Consider the following 16,684-nt stretch of genomic DNA (forward strand, 5'->3'; position numbering starts at 1 on the left):
AGCAGCGACCTCGTCAACCCTTGCCCTGCGACGGAACCTCCCGTGGGCACAACCTGCAAACGATCTTGAAGCCCATGGGCTTTCCGGCGCCACGGTGTAATGATCTTGGTCACACCTCCCCGCAGCGGAGGAGAGCACGGATGCGCGTACGAGCAGCAGTCGTAACCCTCGGAATCGCCGGCCTGACCCTGGGCACGCTCACCACGCCCGCGCACGCGAGCAGCTGGACGCCCGCCGGCGTCTTCAAGACCAAGTACGCGTGCGTCGACGCCGGTCAGGCCTATGTGCGGGAGGGGTGGAACGAATACTCCTGCACGACGACCAAGCCCCCGTCGACCTATTCGCTCTGGATCCGGTGACCCTCTCCCCCCGAGAGTCACTCACTCTCTGAGAGTCGCTCTCTCCCTGAGATGCGGCGCGGCCTCCACCCCCGGAAGGCCGCGCCGCAGCACGTTCAGGAGCCGATTCGCCAGGAGTGGAGGTATTCCTCCTGGTCGGGGGTGAGGGTGTCGATGCCGATCGCCATGGAGGCGAGCTTGAGCCCGGCCACCTCGGTGTCGATCTCCTTGGGAACGTCGTGCAGGGCCGGTTCGAGGTTCTGGTGTTCCTTGGCCAGCCAGGCGCAGGTGAGGGCCTGGTCGGCGAACGACATGTCCATGACGGCGGCGGGGTGGCCCTCGGCCGCGGTCAGGTTGACCAGGCGCCCCTCGGCCAGCAGGACGAGCCGGCGCCCGTCGGACAGCACGTACTCATCGGCGAGAGGACGGGAGTCGCGGTGCACCTCGACGGCCAGGTCGCCGAGGCCGCGTACGTCGATCTCCACGTCGAAGTGTCCGGAATTGGCGAGGATCGCGCCGTCCTTCATGACCGCGAAGTGCTCGGCGGTCACGACGTCGCGGTTGCCGGTGACGGTGATGAACACGTCGCCGTGCGCGGCGGCCTCGGCCATCGGCTCGACGCCGAAGCCCTGGAGCGCCGCGTCCAGCGCCTTGACCGGGTCGATCTCGGTCACGACCACGCGGGCGCCGAGGCCGCGGGCGCGCTCGGCCAGGCCACGGCCGCAGTAGCCGAAGCCCGCGATCACGACCGTCTTGCCCGCGAGAAGGGTGTTGGTGGCCCGGATGATGCCGTCGAGCGTGGACTGGCCGGTGCCGTAGCGGTTGTCGAACATGTGCTTGGTGTCGGTGTCGTTCACCGCCACCATCGGGAACCGCAGCGCGCCCTCCAGCGCCATCTGGTGCAGCCGGATCACGCCGGTGGTGGTCTCCTCGCAGCCGCCCTTGACCGTTCCGATCAGGTCGCTGCGGTCGGTGTGCAGGGTGTTGACCAGGTCGCAGCCGTCGTCCAGGACCAGGTCGGGGCCGGTCTCCAGCGCCTGGTGGATGTGCCGGTAGTAGCCCTCGCGGTCGATGCCCGAGCGCGCGAATACCTCCGCGCCGTACTCGTGCGCGAGCGCGGCGGCGGTGTCGTCCTGCGTGGACAGCGGGTTGGAGGCGGCCAGCGCGACGCTCGCGCCGCCGGCCTGCAGGGTGCGGATGAGGTTGGCGGTCTCGGTCGTGACGTGCATGCACGCCGCGATCTTCAGCCCGTCCAGCGGCCTGTCGACGGCGAACCGCTCGCGGATCTGCCGCAGCACCGGCATGCTCCGGTCGGCCCACTCGATCCGCTTGGTGCCCTCGTACGCCAGCGAGGCGTCGGCGATGTCGCTCATCTTTCCCTCCAACCGCAAGCCGCCGTACCCCCGGCGCGGGTGGCGCGGGCGTACGGCGGCGGAACGCTAACCGATCTTTATCGGATCACCGGTCAGTAGCGGTAGTGGTCAGGCTTGTACGGGCCCTCGACGTCCACGCCGATGTACTCGGCCTGCTGCTTGCTGAGCGTCGTCAGCTTCACGCCGAGCGCGTCCAGGTGCAGGCGGGCGACCTTCTCGTCCAGGTGCTTCGGCAGCACGTAGACACCGACCGGGTACTCCTCGGTCTTGGTGAAGAGCTCGATCTGCGCGATCACCTGGTTGGTGAACGAGTTGGACATGACGAACGAGGGGTGGCCGGTGGCGCAGCCCAGGTTCATCAGGCGGCCCTCGGCCAGCACGATGATCGTCTTGCCGTCGGGGAAGGTCCAGGTCGCGACCTGCGGCTTGACCTCCTCCTTCACGATGCCGTCGATCTTGGCGAGGCCGGCCATGTCGATCTCGTTGTCGAAGTGCCCGATGTTGGACACGATCGCCTGGTGCTTCATCCGGCCCATGTGGTCGGCCGTGATGATGTTGAAGTTGCCGGTCGTGGTGACGAAGATGTCGACCTTGTCGACGACGTCCTCGAGCGTGGCGACCTGGAAGCCGTCCATGGCGGCCTGCAGCGCGCAGATCGGGTCGATCTCGGTGACGATCACCCGAGCGCCCTGGCCCTTGAGGGCCTCCGCGCAGCCCTTGCCCACGTCGCCGTACCCGGCGACCAGCGCGACCTTGCCGCCGATGAGCACATCCGTCGCGCGGTTAAGCCCGTCGATCACCGAGTGCCGGCAGCCGTACTTGTTGTCGAACTTGGACTTGGTGACCGAGTCGTTGACGTTGATCGCCGGGAAGGCCAGCGTGCCCGCCTTGGCCATCTCGTACAGCCGGTGCACACCGGTCGTGGTCTCCTCGGTCACGCCCTTGATCGCGCCCGCGGTCTCGGTCCACCGCCCGTTCCGCTCACCGATGGTCCGGCGCAGCGTCTCGAGGATGATCCCCCACTCCTCGGGGTCGCTCTCGTCGGCGGTCGGCACGGCGCCCGCCTTCTCGTACTCGGCGCCCTTGTGAACGAGCAGCGTGGCGTCGCCGCCGTCGTCCAGGATCATGTTCGGCGGGGTGCCGTCGGGCCACGAGAGGGCCTGGTCGGTGCACCACCAGTACTCCTCCAGCGTCTCGCCCTTCCAGGCGAACACCGGAACACCCTTCGGGGCCTCCACGGTCCCGTCCGGGCCCACCACGACCGCGGCGGCCGCGTGGTCCTGGGTGGAGAAGATGTTGCAGGACACCCACCGCACGTCCGCGCCCAGCTCGACCAGCGTCTCGATCAGCACGGCGGTCTGGATCGTCATGTGCAGCGAGCCCATGATCTTGGCGCCGCGCAGCGGCTTGGCCTCGGCGTACTCCTTGCGTACGGCCATCAGGCCCGGCATCTCGTGCTCGGCGAGCCGGATCTCCCGGCGGCCGAAGTCGGCGAGCGAAAGGTCGGCGACCTTGTAGTCCATGCTTACGTAGCTCCTTGCAGTCCACGACCGTCGAGGTTGAGTCCGCCCGCGAGTCTAAGGGCGGCCTAACCCGAATCGCACGGCCGGAGGCGACTTTCTAACAGAAATTTGTCAGAATCAGCTCCATGCGCATCACGGAGGCCGCCCGACGGCTAGGCACCTCGCCCCGCATGCTCCGCTACCGCGAGGCTCTGGGCCTGCTCCCCCCGACCCGTGAGCAAAGCGGCCACCGCCGCTTCGGCGACACCGAACTCCGCGCCGTAGCCCTAGCCCTGGCCCTGGAGAAGCGCTACGACGTAGGCCCAGCCGAACTGGCCTTCGGCCTCCGCGTCCTAGCCGAACCCGAAGTCCAAGCCCGAGTCCGCGAACTAGGCGAACGCATAGGCCGCCTGTCCGCACCCCCCACCCGAGCCCTCGACTTCGAAAAGGAAAAGGCCCTACGCCTCCTCCGCCGCCGCCCCTGACAGCAAAATGGTCCCTCGCTACGCTCGGGGCTGCCTCATTGGGGCTCTCGCCCCAAACCCCAAGCTGGGGGCGAGCCCCCAGACCCCACCTCTCAAGTGGTTCAACCCCTCCACCACTGCAAGGGCCGCTGAAGTGGGTCTTGGTCTTCAGTTACTGACGACGATGGCCACGGCGAGATACTTGCTTCCCAATAGCGGGAAGCCCCAGGACAGGTCGGTGCCTCCCTTTAGGGCACCCAGCGCGCAGGCGAACCGGTCTTCTCGGCTGGTGGCGGTGGCCTGCGAGTAAGCCATCTTGGGCGCGTACTGGTCGAAGACCCCTTCGAGCCAGCTCACAGCGTCCTCGGGCGTGCTGGCCTTCCGTTCCAACATGCTCTGTGGCTTCTTCAGCCAGTCGCGGGTCATGACCGGAGGTGTGGCCATGCTGAGGTCACCGCACAGCGAGTCACGCCTGGCGCCCTGGACCGTGGCTGTATCCCCGTGCCAAAGAAAGCAGTGAAAGGCCATCGAGAAGCGTCCTTGGAAGAAGGCAGGCCCCCGGCCAGGGCGGGGCCTGCTCAATAATTGCCGCGCCTAAGAGACGACGGCGGCCAGGGCTGGGGAGTCTGCGGGCAGGTCGAACTCACCCGCCTTCGCTCCTGCGATGAAGTCGCGCCACTCGAAGTGGTCGAACTTGGAGACGTTGCCCGCCTCATCGGTGACGATGACCGCGTCACGGACGATGGCGACGTTCACACACCCACACGTCTCTTGCTGCCCATCGCACTTGCTGGATCTGATGAACATGTGGTCCCCCTCGGGTCGTCGGGCGTTGGAATCGGGTGACCACGGCCGCACACTCAGCTCGGCGTGGCCGGCCGGGATCATTGGGCAGGAGGTTTCCGGCGCGCTCGAAGGCCCCACGCGGCGGTTGGGCGCTGTCCAGATGCCAACGGAGCTACGACGGCGTCGGTGGCGCCAGGCCTAGTTCGGCCCACACGACCTTGCCGCCGTCGGCGGTGGGGTTGCTGCCCCACGTTCGTGTGAAGTGCTCGATCAGGAAGACTCCGCGGCCGCTCTCAGCCAAGGGGTCTGGCTCGTTCTTCGCCGGCTTCTGCTCTACGTCGTCCCACACCTCGACGACCGGGAGCCCACTGTCGCCGATGAAGATCCGCAGGGTGATCTCTTGTCCGACCACCGACGCTTGCAGGGCGTTGGTCACCAGCTCGTTCACTACGAGCTTGCCGTTGTAGACGGTCTGAGCATCGAGGCCCCAGAAGGCCAGCGTTTCTTCCGCCATGCGCCTCGCGCGAAGGCATGCCTCGGGCACAGGAGACAGGGCGAGCGTAAAGATGAACGCATCATCGAATTGCGGCAAAGCGCTCACAGGCTGCCTCTCAGCGACATGGGCGTGGTCACGGTGTCGCCACAGACGGTGACACGGAGCCATGAGGGCTGGCCAGGATGTTTCGATTTGTTTCTCGCATCCCAGGAAGGGACCTGAATCCTGCTAGCTGGGTAGCTCCGTTGCGGCTTCTCGTTCGTCAGGCAGTTCTGCGCGTAGCTCGTCCATGAGGCCCGTGAGGATCGCGCGTGCCTGCGCGCCGTACGAGGCGATCGCGGCGAAGCGGCGGAAGGCAGCGGTGTACGCCTCGATCTCTTGAGGCTGGGCGAGATTCAGCTCGGCAGAAAGCGTCTCGACCTGAACGAGACGATCGTCGAGGATCCAGAAGCCGTGCACGGGGACACGGGTGTAAATGGCGCGAAACCCGATCACGCCGAGGCGCACGTTCGTCAGCGCCGTCGCGGAGATCAGGCGGTCGAGTTGTGCCAGCATCACCTCGGGGGGACACAAGCGATACCTCAGGGCGGCCTCGGTGACGATGATGTGGAATCGCTTGGATTGGTCGTAAAGGATGTGCTGCCGGGACATACGAGCGGCGACGGCGTCGTCGATGTCGTTCGGAACACCCAGGTTGGCGATCGCCTCGGCGAAGATGGCGCGAGCGTAACTCCCGACCTGAAGGAGGCCGGGAACCAGTGACGGCTCGAAGGCTAGGAAGACCCGGGTCCTTGCGTTGACGGCCGCAATGTCGTCCTGGTGACCGCGCGCTCCGCCACGCAACAGCCGGCGCCACTCGGCGTATCTAGCGTCCAACGTGTGCAGCGACGCAAGGAGACCTTCCAACTCCCGCACGCCCTCAGTCCCGCATTCACGGCACCATCCCCGGACATCGGAGTCTGATGGGGTCTGGCGCCCGTTCTCCAGCTTCGAAATCTTGGAATGCGGCCAGCCGAGGCGCTCGGCCAGCGTGGCGCCGGTAAGCCCGGACCTCTTCCGTAGCTCCCGGAGCCGGCCGCCGAGCGCCTCGCGCTCATACTGAACCGACGTCACAGGCAGGTTTCTACCCGAGACGATGAACCTCCGCGAAATGTTCGGGAAGAAGAGCGTGGGAGAACGCTCGGCCGAACGCCGCAGAGAGGTCGCCCAGCGGATCGCCGGTGATGATCTCGGCGCCGAGGAAGCTGCCGCGATCATCGAAAAGCAGCTTGGCCGCGCGAGCCGCCGATGTCCCTACATCGAACAGCCAATAGTCGAAGACGGGAAGGTCGAGGTCGGTGGCCTGCGCGCGGTCCAGGTAGCGGATGTCCTCACCCGCCTCGATGTTGTGCGGTGCGACTCTCATGACACCGCAGCGTTGATACTCGGAGAGAGGTACGGTCACGACTCTCACTCTCCGGAACAGTTTGCCCTCTTCGGTTCGGGCGCGGATCATGTCGAGCCACGGTTTGGACCAGGCCATGTCGTCCGGTTCTCCGGCGACGAATCTCCGCACCACCTCGTCTTCAAGGTCACTGCGGTAGTAGTCGCGCAGCTCGATCCGGTCGGCCGTGGCGGAGAAGGCATCGAAGAGCCGCCCGAACGCCTCGCTGGTGATTCGCGTCAACCGAGCGGCTCCTGCTCGTTCTCGGTGTCGCCCTGCCGTGCCTCGATGTAACGCGGATCGTCGGTCATCGGGTTGTCGGCGAATCGCAGCAGCGCGCGCGGGACCTCGATGTCGATTTCCCTGACTGGAACCCTGCCGAGATCGGCGAGCGCTTGTGGGTCAGTGATCGCGTAGCCGCGGACGACGATCGTGCCCCGATCGGTCTCGTACAGGGTGGGTGACTGCCCGTTGTAAGAGTCGCTGCCCAGGAACCTCACGCGCATCGTCTCGACCTCCGGTCGTGGAGTTTCAGCAACTTTCTCATAAGACCGTCCACTCACGTTGGCGTCAAGAATCCGCATGGCTACGCACTGCTATCCCGAAGTGTTGAACCATTAAGGGGTGGGGGTCTGGGGGCTTGCCCCTAGCTGGGGTTTGGGGCGGAGCCCCAATGAGGCTGTCCGAGCGGAGCGAGGGCCTTTTGGGGTGGGCCCTCGCTCCGCGAGGGGTGGTTAGGAGGGGGTGCCGAACCAGCGGGTGGCTTGGGTGGTTAGGGACTGCTGGTCTTCGCCTACCCAGGCGACGTGGCCGTCGGGGCGTAGGAGGACGGCGGGGGCGCCCAGCTCATCGGTGCGGTCGGGGATGTAGTCGATTCGGTCGGACCAGGCGTCGATTGAGAGGTTGCCGGTTTGGTCTAGGAGGATGCCTCGGCCCTTGTGCATGAGGTCGTAGAGGCGGCCTTGTTTCAGGGCTACGTCGCGTAGGCGCTTGCCTAGGAGGGGGTGGCCTTCGCCAAAGTCGTAACGGATCTCGATACCGGCGATTTTTTTGGCGATTACGTAGCGGTTCACTTCTTCGAAGTCCATCAGCTCGGCTAGGAGGCGGCGGACTGCCTGCGGGCCCGGTTCGGTGGACATCAGCTCCATCTGCGCGCGGGTGTGGTCCAGCACGTCGGCGGCCACCGGGTGGCGTTCGGAGTGGTAGGTGTCCAGGAGGTCCTCGGGGGCCCAGTTGTTCACTGCGGCGGCCAGCTTCCAGCCGAGGTTGAACGCGTCCTGGATGCCTAGGTTGAGGCCCTGTCCACCGGTCGGAGGGTGGATGTGCGCCGCGTCACCGGCTAGGAATACGCGATTGGTTCGGTAGCGGTCGGCTAGGCGGGTGGCGTTGCCGAAGCGGGAGAGCCAGCGGGGCGAGTGGACGCCGAAGTCGGTGCCGGCGACGGCCCGCAACTGCTGCTTGATCTCGTCGAGGGTGGTCGGGGTCGTACGGTCCTCGGCTACTCCGTCGGCGGGGACGACTACGCGGTATACGCCGTCGCCTAGGGGGCCTAGGCCGAAGCGTTTCTGGGTTTCGCGGACCTTGGCGACGATGGCCGCCACCTCTTCGGGCGGTGTCGTGGCCTCCATCTCGCCCAGGAGTGTCTCGATCGTGGACTGCTCGCCGGGGAAGCCGACGCCTAGCAGTTTGCGCACTGTGCTGCGGCCGCCGTCGCAACCGACGAGGTAGCGGGAGCGGAGTTGGGTGCCGTCGGCCAGTTCGGCGGTCACGCCGTCATCGGTTTGGTGCAGGGCGACCAGTTCGGTGCTGCGGCGGATCTCGGCGCCCAGTTCGTTGGCGTGCTCTTCCAGCAGGCGGTCGGTGGTGGTCTGCGGGATGCCCAGGACGTAGGAATGGGCGCTGTCGAGCTCGGGCCATCCCTTGTCGATGCCGGCGACGAAGCCGCCTGCCTGGACCTTCTTACCCAACGCTAGAAACCGATCCAGCAGGCCGCGCTGGGCCATCACCTCGATGCTGCGGACGTGCAGGCCCATGGAGCGGACGAACGGCGGTTGCTCCGGCTCCTTTTCGAGCACGACCACGTTCACGTTGTGCAGACGCAGTTCGGCGGCGAGCATCAGGCCGGTCGGTCCGCCGCCGACCACGATGACATCGAACAAGAAAGCCCCCTCGTGGAAAATCGGGCCAGGCGCGTTTTCGCAGGCACTGGCCTCGGCGGACGATTGTGCGGCATGACGGGGGCCTTGCCGCAAGTCCCCCACTGCGCTATAGATTGAAAATGGAGGGAGGCCTTGCGGCCTCCTTTTTCAATTCAGGCGCTGTTGGCTCCGGGGACTACCAAGCCGGACTCGTACGCGAGCATGACCGCTTGGGCTCGGTCGCGGAGGCCCAGCTTGGTGAAGACGCGGGCCACGTGGGTTTTGACGGTGTGCTCGCTGACCACCAGGCGTGTGGCGATCTCGCTGTTGGACAGGCCGCCGGCGATGAGGACGAGGACCTCGGTCTCGCGGGCGGTGAGCGTGGACAGCTCGGCGGGGGCCTGGGGGCGGTTGCGGCGCTGCTGGGTGAACTCGCGGATCAGGCGGCCGGTGACCTGGGGGGCCAGGAGCGAGTCGCCGCGGGCCACGACGCGTACGGCCGAGACCAGTTCGTCGGCGGTGGCGTCCTTCAGCAGAAAGCCGCTCGCGCCGACCGACAGGGCCTCGTAGACGTACTCGTCCACGTCGAAGGTGGTGAGGACCAGGACGCGGATCGCCTCGGCGCCGGGCTGGGCCAGGATGCGGCGGGTGGCCTCGATGCCGTCCATGCCGGGCATCCGGATGTCCATCACGACGACGTCGGGGCGGTCGGCCTCGGCCAGCCGTACGGCCTCGCGGCCGTCGCCGGCCTCGCCGATCACCGAGATGTCGTCCTGGGCGTCGAGCAGGGCGGCGAAGCCCGCGCGGACGATCGTCTGGTCGTCGACGATCACGACTTTGATCATCGTGACCGCCCGTCAGCGGTGTCCCTCGGGATCACGGGTCGGGTTCCCCTCCCTCGACAGCGGAAGCTCGGCCTCCACCACGAACCCGCCCTGGGTGACAGGGCCGGCGGAGAACCGTCCGCCCAGCATGGTCGCACGCTCGCGCATGCCGACGAGCCCATGTCCGCCGCCGGACATCTCCGCCGGAGCCGGCTCAAGCCGGGTCCTCCCGATCTGACGCTCCCCGGTGGCCCCGGGTTCCCCCGCGATCACGTCTTTATTCAAGATCATGGTCGGCGCGTCGGCGCCGCTGTCTCGTACATGGACGGCGAGACGGTCGGGCAGGTAGGTCAGGTCGACCTGCACCTCGGCGCCCGGCGCGTGCCGGCGCGCGTTCGTGAGGGCCTCCTGAACGATCCGGTACGCCGAGAGCTCGACCGTCGTGGAGAGGAGGCGGGGGTCGCCGTGCACGGCCAGGTCGACCCGGCCGCCGGCGCCACGGTGCTGCTCGATCAGGTCGGGCAGCCGGTCCAGGCGGGGCTGCGGGGCCGTCTGCGACTCCGGCTCGGGCTTGGCGTCGGCGCGCAGCACGCTGAGCAGCCTGCGCATCTCGACCAGCGCGTCCCGCGCGGTCTTGGCGATCTCGGAGTAGCCGGCGCGGGCTTCGGGCGACAGGCCGTCCATCGTGTACGGGGCGGTCTCGGCCTGAACGGCGATCATCGAGACGGAGTGCGCGACGACGTCGTGCAGCTCGCGGGCGATGCGGGCGCGTTCGCGCATGACCGCCTGCTCGCGCTGGACGGCGGTGAGGCGGGTCAGGGTCTCGTTGTTGCGTTCGGCCGCCGCGGCCTCGGTGCGGCCCGCGCTCTCCACCGCGCGGCGCGCGTCGCCCAGGCCGATCGCCGCCAGCACGGCGACCAGGGCGGCGGGCCACGGGATGTCGTCCAGGGTGTTGGTGGCCAGGTAGACCACGCCGACCGTGGCGACGCTGCCGACCGCCAGGACGCCCGCGGACTGGCGCGGCAGCTGCCGGCCCAGCGCGTACAGCGTGTAGAGCGCGGCGAACGTGGTGGTGATCAGCAGGCCCTGGCCGGTCAGCAGGCTCGCGGCGAAGGCGCCGAGGACCACGGCCGCGACCGGGCGCAGGTTGTCCTGGCGCCACACCAGCGGCAGCGTCGTCGCCACCGCGAATCCGCCCGCGATGCTGAGGGGTGACTCGGAGCTGGGCGCGAGCTCGGCCAGCGCGGCGATGGTCAGCGCCAGGCCGGTGATCGGCCCGAAGTACCAGGCCGAGGCGAAGTCGACCCAGGTGTTGATCCAGCGCGGCAGGGGCGCGGTACGGGTCGTCCTGCCGGACGGGGCGTCAGGTGCCGTCTCCCCCGGCCCCGGCATGCCTGGTGGCACGTGCGCGCCGGGCGGGACCGGGCCACCAGGTGGAACGGGCCCGGGGGGCGGAGGCGTGTGGCGGGACTGGCCGTAGAGCTTGCCGCCCAGCCAGGTGCCTATCGGGCGCAGGAGTGCCCCGATGCCGGTCAGGACCCACAACAGCAGCTGGCCTATACCCGCGACGATCCTGCCTGACAGCCGCCAGGCGTGATGTGCGAGGGCAGGGCCGAAGTCCGCCTTTGGTGGCGTGTGGCCGCGCGAACGGTGCGGGGCGTTATCGGTCTGGTTGTCGCTGGTCACCTATCAATAGTGTCCCCTCGACCCTGATGCTCACCTCACCGTGCGGAGTTATGCCCAGGGTCCGTATCCCCCTGGAGGACGACCCGGTTTCCCTCCTTACGGGGGACGTGAGAACGATCCCGGCGAACGTAATGTCTTTTACGTGACCGACGCGGCGGCCCCTCCGACTTAGGGGGTTCGGCGGGACTGCCGCGGTCACGCCAGAACCGTCCGGCTTCAGGGGTCCGGACGGGGAGCATGGGAAGGCGCCCTCGCTGGTCGGCCGGTGGGATGTGTCTCTGCGGAGGCACGACCGGTCTTGCCTGGGCTGGGGTCGACCGGAACGACGGCCGGCCGGCGAGGGGAAGCCGATCCCTGATCTGTACGAGGCGTTTGCCCGCAGGGCGCGCCAGCCCCTTCACACGTTGATAGATCTGCCGGAGAAGGCGACGCTCCGGGGGTCTGATCATGGCTTTTCTCCGCACTGCAGGCGCGTACGGCGTCACGCTCAGTGCCTGCTTCTCCGCATCCGCCGCTCCTCTCGCGGCCGGTCCATCCGTCCCTGACGCGCACGCGGCGCCGTACCCGCAGTTGCGCCCGGCGCCGTACGCGGCGCCCATCGCGCGGGCCGATTGCGTCTGCTGGCGGCTCATCCAGCCGGACGGCACGTTCCCCGACTCCACGCTGGGCGAGGTCACCACGCCCGCCGACGGTACGGGCTGGGCGGCCGGAAGCCGGGGTGAGGCGCCTCTCCTCCTGGGCTGGAACGGGCATCGCTGGCACGAGAGGCGCATCCCCCTCCCCGCTGACACTTTGCTTGAGGGGGTCTCAGCCGTCTCAGGAAAAGAAGCCTGGGCCGTGGGCCTCGGTAAGGACGGCACAGGCCGTACTGCCCATCTGAGCGGCGCCAAGTGGGTCAAGGGCTCCCTCCCTGGCGGGCGGCCGGTCGTGCCGCGTGCCGTAGAGGCCCGTACGCCCAACGAGGCCTGGGTGGTCGGCAGCACAGGCGGAATCGCGGGCAACCGTGCCGCCGCGTGGCGCTGGAACGGCAAGGCCTGGGCGGCCGTCCCCGTCCGTACGGGATCAGGGGGCAACAGCGAACTGATGGCGATCTCGTCCCGTTCCAGCGAAGACGCATGGGCCGTCGGCTCAGCCGCACCCGCCCGCCAGTTGCTCATGCGCTGGAACGGAAAGGCCTGGAAATCAGTGAACGGCCCTGATCTGCATGGAGAGAGCACGCTGGCCGATGTCGTGGCCCTGGAATCGGGAGAGGCCTGGGCGGTCGGCACGGCCTCCCCTGGGCCCGCCGGGTCCGCCTCTGAGGTCCCGCTGGCCGAACGCTGGGATGGCAAGGCCTGGAAGGTCGTCGAGGTCCCCGGCGTGAACGGCCGGTTCTACTCGGTGGCCGCGGACGGCGGCACCGGGATCTGGGCGGCCGGCGAGGACGATGCCGCGCACCCGCTGCTCGCCCACTGGGACGGCATCCGCTGGGACGTCTCGCGCCCCACGCTGCCCCAGGGCGCCGACCAGGGCGAGGTCTGGGCGATCTCGCACATCCCCGGCACGCCCTACCTGCGTGCGGTGGGCTGGTACGCGCGGCCGGGCGACAGGCAGCGGCACGCGGTGACCTGGACCAACTCCCCCAGGCCCCGCTGAAGCCAGACCCGCTGACCCCGGCCCGCTGCCCGGCCCGCTGACCCCGGCCCGCTGCCCGGCCCGCTGACCCCGGCCCGCTGACCCCGGCCCGCTGACCCCGGCCCGCTGACCCCGGGCCTGGCTGACCCCGGGCCTGGCTGACCCCGGGCCCGCTGAAGTTAGGGCTTGTGCGTCAGGAGGAGGCGGACGCCTCGGGCTTGGACTGCGAGACCTCCCGGTCCGGGGCGTCCAGGGCGGGCTCCAGGTAGATCAGCTTGGCGTCCGGGAACTTGGAGCGCACCTGGGCCTCGGCGGCGTCGATGCCCCGGGCGACCTCGGCTGCCGTGTCGTCGTGGTTCACGGCGATCTTGGCGGCGACCAGCATCTCCTCCGGCCCGACGTACTCGGTCCGGATGTGGATCACATGGTCGACCTGCTCGACCGTCTCCAGCTCGGCGATGATCTGGTCCTCGACCTCGGGGCCCGCGCCCTCGCCGATCAGCAGGCTCTTGGTCTCGATGGCGAGGATGGTCGCGACGGCGCCGAGCAGGATGCCGATCGTGACCGAGCCCACGCCGTCCCAGACGCCGTCCTCGGTCACCACCGCGAGCGAGATGCCGCCGAGCGCCAGGATCAGGCCGACCAGCGCCGCCAGGTCCTCCAGGAGGACGACGGGCAGCTCGGGCGCCTTGGCGCGGCGGATGAACTGCCACCAGGAGTTCTCGCCGCGCAGCTGGTTGGACTCCTTGATCGCCGTACGGAACGAGAAGCTCTCCAGCCCGATCGCGATGATCAGGACGGCGAACGCCCAGATCGGCGACTCCACCTTCTCCGGGTGCTGGATCTTGTGGACGCCCTCGTACAGCGAGAACGCGGCGCCGACCGTGAACAGCACGACCGCCACCACGAACGCGTAGAAGAACCGTTCGCGGCCGTAGCCGAACGGGTGCTTGGTGTTACTGGCCCGCAGCGAGCGCTTGCGGCCGAGCAGCAGCAGGCCCTGGTTGCCGGAGTCGGCGACCGAGTGGATGCCTTCGGCGAGCATCGAGGTCGAGCCGGTGAAGCCGAACGCGACGAACTTCGACACCGCGATCCCCAGGTTGGCGCCCAGCGCCGCGATGATCGCCTTCGTCCCGCCCTCAGCACTCATCTCTGGACAATCCTCGCTTTGAGCTCCTGGATGGCCGCTACGGGCGTGGGATCGACGCCGAGCGCGATGGCCATGTAAACCGTCACATAGTCCCCAAGCGCGATCAGCGTAGCGATCCTTTCCAGCGGATGCTCACCCTCGGCTTCGATCTCGGTGACGGCGACGCCGCGGTCGCGGGCCAGCTCGACGGAGACCTCGCGGCGCTTGGCGATCTGCTCGTGCTCCTCGGTGTCGCGGAGAACGACCAGGTGAAGCCCGTGCTCGGACTCCTCGGCGCGGTCACGGAAGAAGTCCTCGGGATCGGACGGATCCGATCCCCCGCTCCCGGCGAAGAATCCGTCGAACGCCATCACCTGATTGTGATCGGCCTCGGGGAGCTCGCCGTAGACGCCGGGGTACTTGGCGTTCTCGTTGAGCTGGCAGCAGAAGCGGTAGGCGGCGGTGCCCGCGAGCGCGGACGAGCCCCAGACCAGCGGCACGTCGCCGGCGATGTCCAGCGCCATCCGCTTGGCCGGGTTGACGAACGGCTCGCTGTCGGGCCGGCAGCGGTGCGCGACGTCCTCCAGGCGCGCCGCGGTGGCCTCCAGAAGCGGGTCCGGAACGTCGGTCAGGCCGAGCGCCCGCGCCGCCATGATCAGCGGAACGGTCAGGCCCCAGATCGTGGCGCGCGGCTGGCCGACCGAGTTCACCGGCACGTAGAGCGCGCGGTTCTGCGCGGCGATCGCCGACAGCGGCGAGTCCGCGCCGCCCACGAAGAGCAGCCGGCAGCCCCGGCGGGCGGCCTCGGCGGCGACCGCGAGGGTCTCCTCCGTACCGCCCGAGCACGACACCGCGATCACCAGGTCGGCGGCGCCGACCCAGCCGGGCAGCCGGTAGCCGCGCACGGTGGTGATCGGGACCGGGCAGCCGATGCCGCAGACCGCGGCCAGCACGTCGCCCGAGATGCCCGAGCCGCCCATCCCGGTGACTACGATCGCCCGCGGCCTGCCCTCCTCGGCCAGCGCATCGAGGCCGGCCTCGGCGGTCAGCCGCGCCGCCTCGCGGATCTGGGCGGCCGACGAGGCGACCTGGCGCAGCATGCCGCCCTGGTCGGCCGCCTCGATCGCCGCGGCGTCGTCGAGGCGCGCGGGATCGAGATCGCTCATGGGGCCGGGGTCCGGGCCTCGTCGACCAGCAGGACCGGGATGTCGTCCCGCACGGGGTAGGCGTAGCCGCAGGAGCCGGTGCAGACCAGCTCGGCGTCCCTGTCGCCCGAGGGGGGCCGACCCCCCGCGCCCCCCGCCCCGGCTTCGCCGGGAACGTTGTCCTCCGGCCGGAGCGCACCGCCGCAGTTCGGGCAGGCGAGGATCTCCAGCAGCCAGGAGTCGAGCTTCACGGTCACTTCCCCCTCACGATCGCGAGGACCTCGTCACGGATCTCCGCGAGGGTCTTGTCGTCGTCCGCCTCCACGTTCAGGCGGAGCAGCGGCTCGGTGTTGGACGGCCGCAGGTTGAACCACCAGGTGTCGGCGCCGACCGTGAGGCCGTCCAGTTCGTCGATCGTAACGCCGGGTCGCCCGGCGAACGCGGAGCGGACCCGTTCGGCGGTGCCCTCCTGGTCGGCGACCTCGCTGTTGATCTCGCCGGAGGCCGGGTAGCGGTCGTACTCGGTCAGCAGCGCCGACAGCGGCCCGTCCTGCTCGCCGAGCGCGGCCAGCACGTGCATCGCGGCCAGCATGCCCGAGTCGGCGAACCAGAAGTCGCGGAAGTAGAAGTGGGCCGAGTGCTCGCCGCCGAAGACGGCGCCGGTCTCGGCCATCTCCTGCTTGATGAACGAGTGGCCGACACGGGTGCGTACCGGCTCGCCGCCGTGCTCGCGAACGATCTCCGGAACGGCCTTGGAGGTGATCAGGTTGTGCACGATCTTGGCGCCGGGGTGCTTGGCCAGCTCCCGTACGGCCACCAGGGCGGTGACCGCGGACGGCGACACGATCTCGCCGCGCTCGTCCACCACGAAGCAGCGGTCGGCGTCGCCGTCGAAGGCCAGGCCGATGTCGGCGCCGGTCTCGCGCACCTTGGCCTGCAGGTCGCGCAGGTTCTCCGGCTCGATCGGGTTGGCCTCGTGGTTCGGGAACGTGCCGTCCAGCTCGAAGTAGAGCGGCACCAGGTCGATCGGCAGGCCCTCGAACACCGAGGGAACGGTGTGGCCGCCCATGCCGTTGCCCGCGTCCACCACGACCTTGAGGCGCCGGATGCCCGACAGGTCGACCAGCGTCTTCAGGTGGTCGGCGTAGCCCTTCAGCAGGTCCCGCTGAGAGACCGTCCCCGGCGTGCCGTCGTAGGCCGGGACGCCCTTCTCGACCAGCTCGCGGATCTCGGTGAGCCCGGTGTCGCGGCCGATCGGCTTGGCGCCCGTACGGCACAGCTTGAGGCCGTTGTAGCGGGCCGGGTTGTGGCTGGCGGTGAACATCGCGCCGGGCAGGTCCAGGCTGCCGCTGGCGTAGTAGAGCAGGTCGGTGGACCCCAGCCCGGCCTCGATCACGTCCGCGCCCTGGCCCGTCGCGCCGCGCGCGAACGCCGTGGCCAACGGGACCGACGAGGGCCGCATGTCGTGGGCGGTGACGACTGAGGTGGCCCCGGTCACCCGGACGAAGGCCGCGCCGATCGCCTCGGCGGTCTCCTCGTCCAGCTCCGCAGGCACCACGCCGCGGATGTCGTACGCCTTGAAGATCTTGGCGAGGTCGGCCACTCCTGCTCCCTGTCCAGATGGCTTGAAAACAAGAGCCTATCGGGATAGCCGACGATCACAGCCCGCTGTGTCTCATTGCCTTTGCGGCCTCGGGCCCTCGCCTGGCGGCTCGGCCCCGAACCGCAAAAGCGGCGAGCGCGACATCGCTTCGCGATCTGACCGG

The 16,684-nt window shown here is 68.9% G+C and carries 18 protein-coding genes; 3 read left to right on the forward strand and 15 right to left on the reverse strand.

Translation table 11 applies throughout. The annotated features are described in order from the left end of the window. The first annotated feature begins 140 nt into the window (after positions 1 to 140). A complete protein-coding gene (locus J4573_RS15035) occupies positions 141 to 359 on the forward strand; it encodes a hypothetical protein (protein ID WP_208256044.1) in 219 nt (72 codons plus the stop codon). 95 nt (positions 360 to 454) lie between these two features. On the opposite strand, the gene ahcY (J4573_RS15040) is transcribed toward J4573_RS15035, so the two are convergent. After that, on the reverse strand, positions 455 to 1,711 hold the full coding sequence (gene ahcY, locus J4573_RS15040; RefSeq protein WP_208256045.1) for an adenosylhomocysteinase: 1,257 nt from the start codon (positions 1,709 to 1,711) through the stop codon (positions 455 to 457). A gap of 92 nt (positions 1,712 to 1,803) precedes the next feature. Beyond that, on the reverse strand, positions 1,804 to 3,234 hold the full coding sequence (gene ahcY, locus J4573_RS15045) for an adenosylhomocysteinase (RefSeq protein ID WP_208256046.1): 1,431 nt from the start codon (positions 3,232 to 3,234) through the stop codon (positions 1,804 to 1,806). 125 nt (positions 3,235 to 3,359) lie between these two features. Here ahcY (J4573_RS15045) and J4573_RS15050 point away from each other — a divergent pair, with 125 nt between their 5' ends. Next, entirely contained in the window at positions 3,360 to 3,698 is a 339-nt protein-coding gene (locus J4573_RS15050) for a MerR family DNA-binding transcriptional regulator (protein WP_208256047.1), read from the forward strand. A gap of 147 nt (positions 3,699 to 3,845) precedes the next feature. On the opposite strand, the gene J4573_RS15055 is transcribed toward J4573_RS15050, so the two are convergent. The 9 genes from J4573_RS15055 to J4573_RS56080 form a co-directional block, all read right to left on the reverse strand. Beyond that, positions 3,846 to 4,103: a hypothetical protein gene (locus J4573_RS15055; protein WP_208256048.1), complete on the reverse strand. Its 258-nt coding sequence runs from the start codon at positions 4,101 to 4,103 to the stop codon at positions 3,846 to 3,848. Between the two features lie 168 nt (positions 4,104 to 4,271). Further along, on the reverse strand, positions 4,272 to 4,433 hold the full coding sequence (locus tag J4573_RS15060) for a hypothetical protein (RefSeq protein ID WP_307796639.1): 162 nt from the start codon (positions 4,431 to 4,433) through the stop codon (positions 4,272 to 4,274). A 202-nt stretch (positions 4,434 to 4,635) separates the two neighbouring features. Further along, entirely contained in the window at positions 4,636 to 5,127 is a 492-nt protein-coding gene (locus J4573_RS15065; RefSeq protein ID WP_279575466.1) for an ATP-binding protein, read from the reverse strand. Positions 5,128 to 5,187: 60 nt separating this feature from the next. Continuing rightward, positions 5,188 to 6,072 carry a helix-turn-helix domain-containing protein gene (locus tag J4573_RS15070; RefSeq protein ID WP_208256051.1) on the reverse strand — a complete coding sequence of 295 codons (885 nt, stop codon included), beginning with the start codon at positions 6,070 to 6,072 and terminating at the stop codon, positions 5,188 to 5,190. Between the two features lie 10 nt (positions 6,073 to 6,082). Beyond that, positions 6,083 to 6,625, reverse strand: a complete 543-nt coding sequence (locus J4573_RS15075) for a DUF6879 family protein (protein WP_208256052.1) — start codon at positions 6,623 to 6,625, stop codon at positions 6,083 to 6,085. Continuing rightward, positions 6,622 to 6,888, reverse strand: coding sequence for a hypothetical protein (locus J4573_RS15080; RefSeq protein WP_307796640.1), 267 nt, complete (start codon positions 6,886 to 6,888; stop codon positions 6,622 to 6,624). Before J4573_RS15080 ends, J4573_RS15075 begins: the two co-directional genes overlap by 4 nt. A gap of 228 nt (positions 6,889 to 7,116) precedes the next feature. After that, positions 7,117 to 8,541 (reverse strand): rifampin monooxygenase, encoded by a 1,425-nt coding sequence (gene rox, locus J4573_RS15085; RefSeq protein WP_208256054.1) that lies wholly within the window; start codon positions 8,539 to 8,541, stop codon positions 7,117 to 7,119. Between the two features lie 152 nt (positions 8,542 to 8,693). Beyond that, a complete protein-coding gene (locus J4573_RS15090) occupies positions 8,694 to 9,365 on the reverse strand; it encodes a response regulator (RefSeq protein ID WP_208256056.1) in 672 nt (223 codons plus the stop codon). Between the two features lie 12 nt (positions 9,366 to 9,377). Beyond that, positions 9,378 to 11,030 carry a sensor histidine kinase gene (locus tag J4573_RS56080; RefSeq protein ID WP_208256058.1) on the reverse strand — a complete coding sequence of 551 codons (1,653 nt, stop codon included), beginning with the start codon at positions 11,028 to 11,030 and terminating at the stop codon, positions 9,378 to 9,380. 447 nt (positions 11,031 to 11,477) lie between these two features. Here J4573_RS56080 and J4573_RS15100 point away from each other — a divergent pair, with 447 nt between their 5' ends. Continuing rightward, positions 11,478 to 12,665: a hypothetical protein gene (locus J4573_RS15100; protein ID WP_208256059.1), complete on the forward strand. Its 1,188-nt coding sequence runs from the start codon at positions 11,478 to 11,480 to the stop codon at positions 12,663 to 12,665. A 172-nt stretch (positions 12,666 to 12,837) separates the two neighbouring features. On the opposite strand, the gene J4573_RS15105 is transcribed toward J4573_RS15100, so the two are convergent. From J4573_RS15105 to J4573_RS15120, 4 genes are read right to left on the reverse strand one after another with little or no spacing between them, the layout of a single operon-like run. Beyond that, the gene (locus J4573_RS15105) at positions 12,838 to 13,794 is read right to left on the reverse strand and encodes a cation diffusion facilitator family transporter (protein WP_208256060.1); all 957 of its coding nucleotides are present in this window, start codon (positions 13,792 to 13,794) and stop codon (positions 12,838 to 12,840) included. Then, on the reverse strand, positions 13,791 to 14,939 hold the full coding sequence (locus J4573_RS15110) for a bifunctional phosphoglucose/phosphomannose isomerase (protein ID WP_208256061.1): 1,149 nt from the start codon (positions 14,937 to 14,939) through the stop codon (positions 13,791 to 13,793). Before J4573_RS15110 ends, J4573_RS15105 begins: the two co-directional genes overlap by 4 nt. Further along, positions 14,936 to 15,169 (reverse strand): Trm112 family protein, encoded by a 234-nt coding sequence (locus J4573_RS15115; protein ID WP_208256062.1) that lies wholly within the window; start codon positions 15,167 to 15,169, stop codon positions 14,936 to 14,938. Before J4573_RS15115 ends, J4573_RS15110 begins: the two co-directional genes overlap by 4 nt. A gap of 2 nt (positions 15,170 to 15,171) precedes the next feature. Next, positions 15,172 to 16,521 carry a phosphomannomutase/phosphoglucomutase gene (locus J4573_RS15120; protein WP_208256063.1) on the reverse strand — a complete coding sequence of 450 codons (1,350 nt, stop codon included), beginning with the start codon at positions 16,519 to 16,521 and terminating at the stop codon, positions 15,172 to 15,174. Between the last annotated feature and the right edge of the window lie 163 nt (positions 16,522 to 16,684).

The organism is Actinomadura barringtoniae, from assembly GCF_017573505.1.
Lineage (GTDB): Bacteria > Actinomycetota > Actinomycetes > Streptosporangiales > Streptosporangiaceae > Spirillospora > Spirillospora barringtoniae.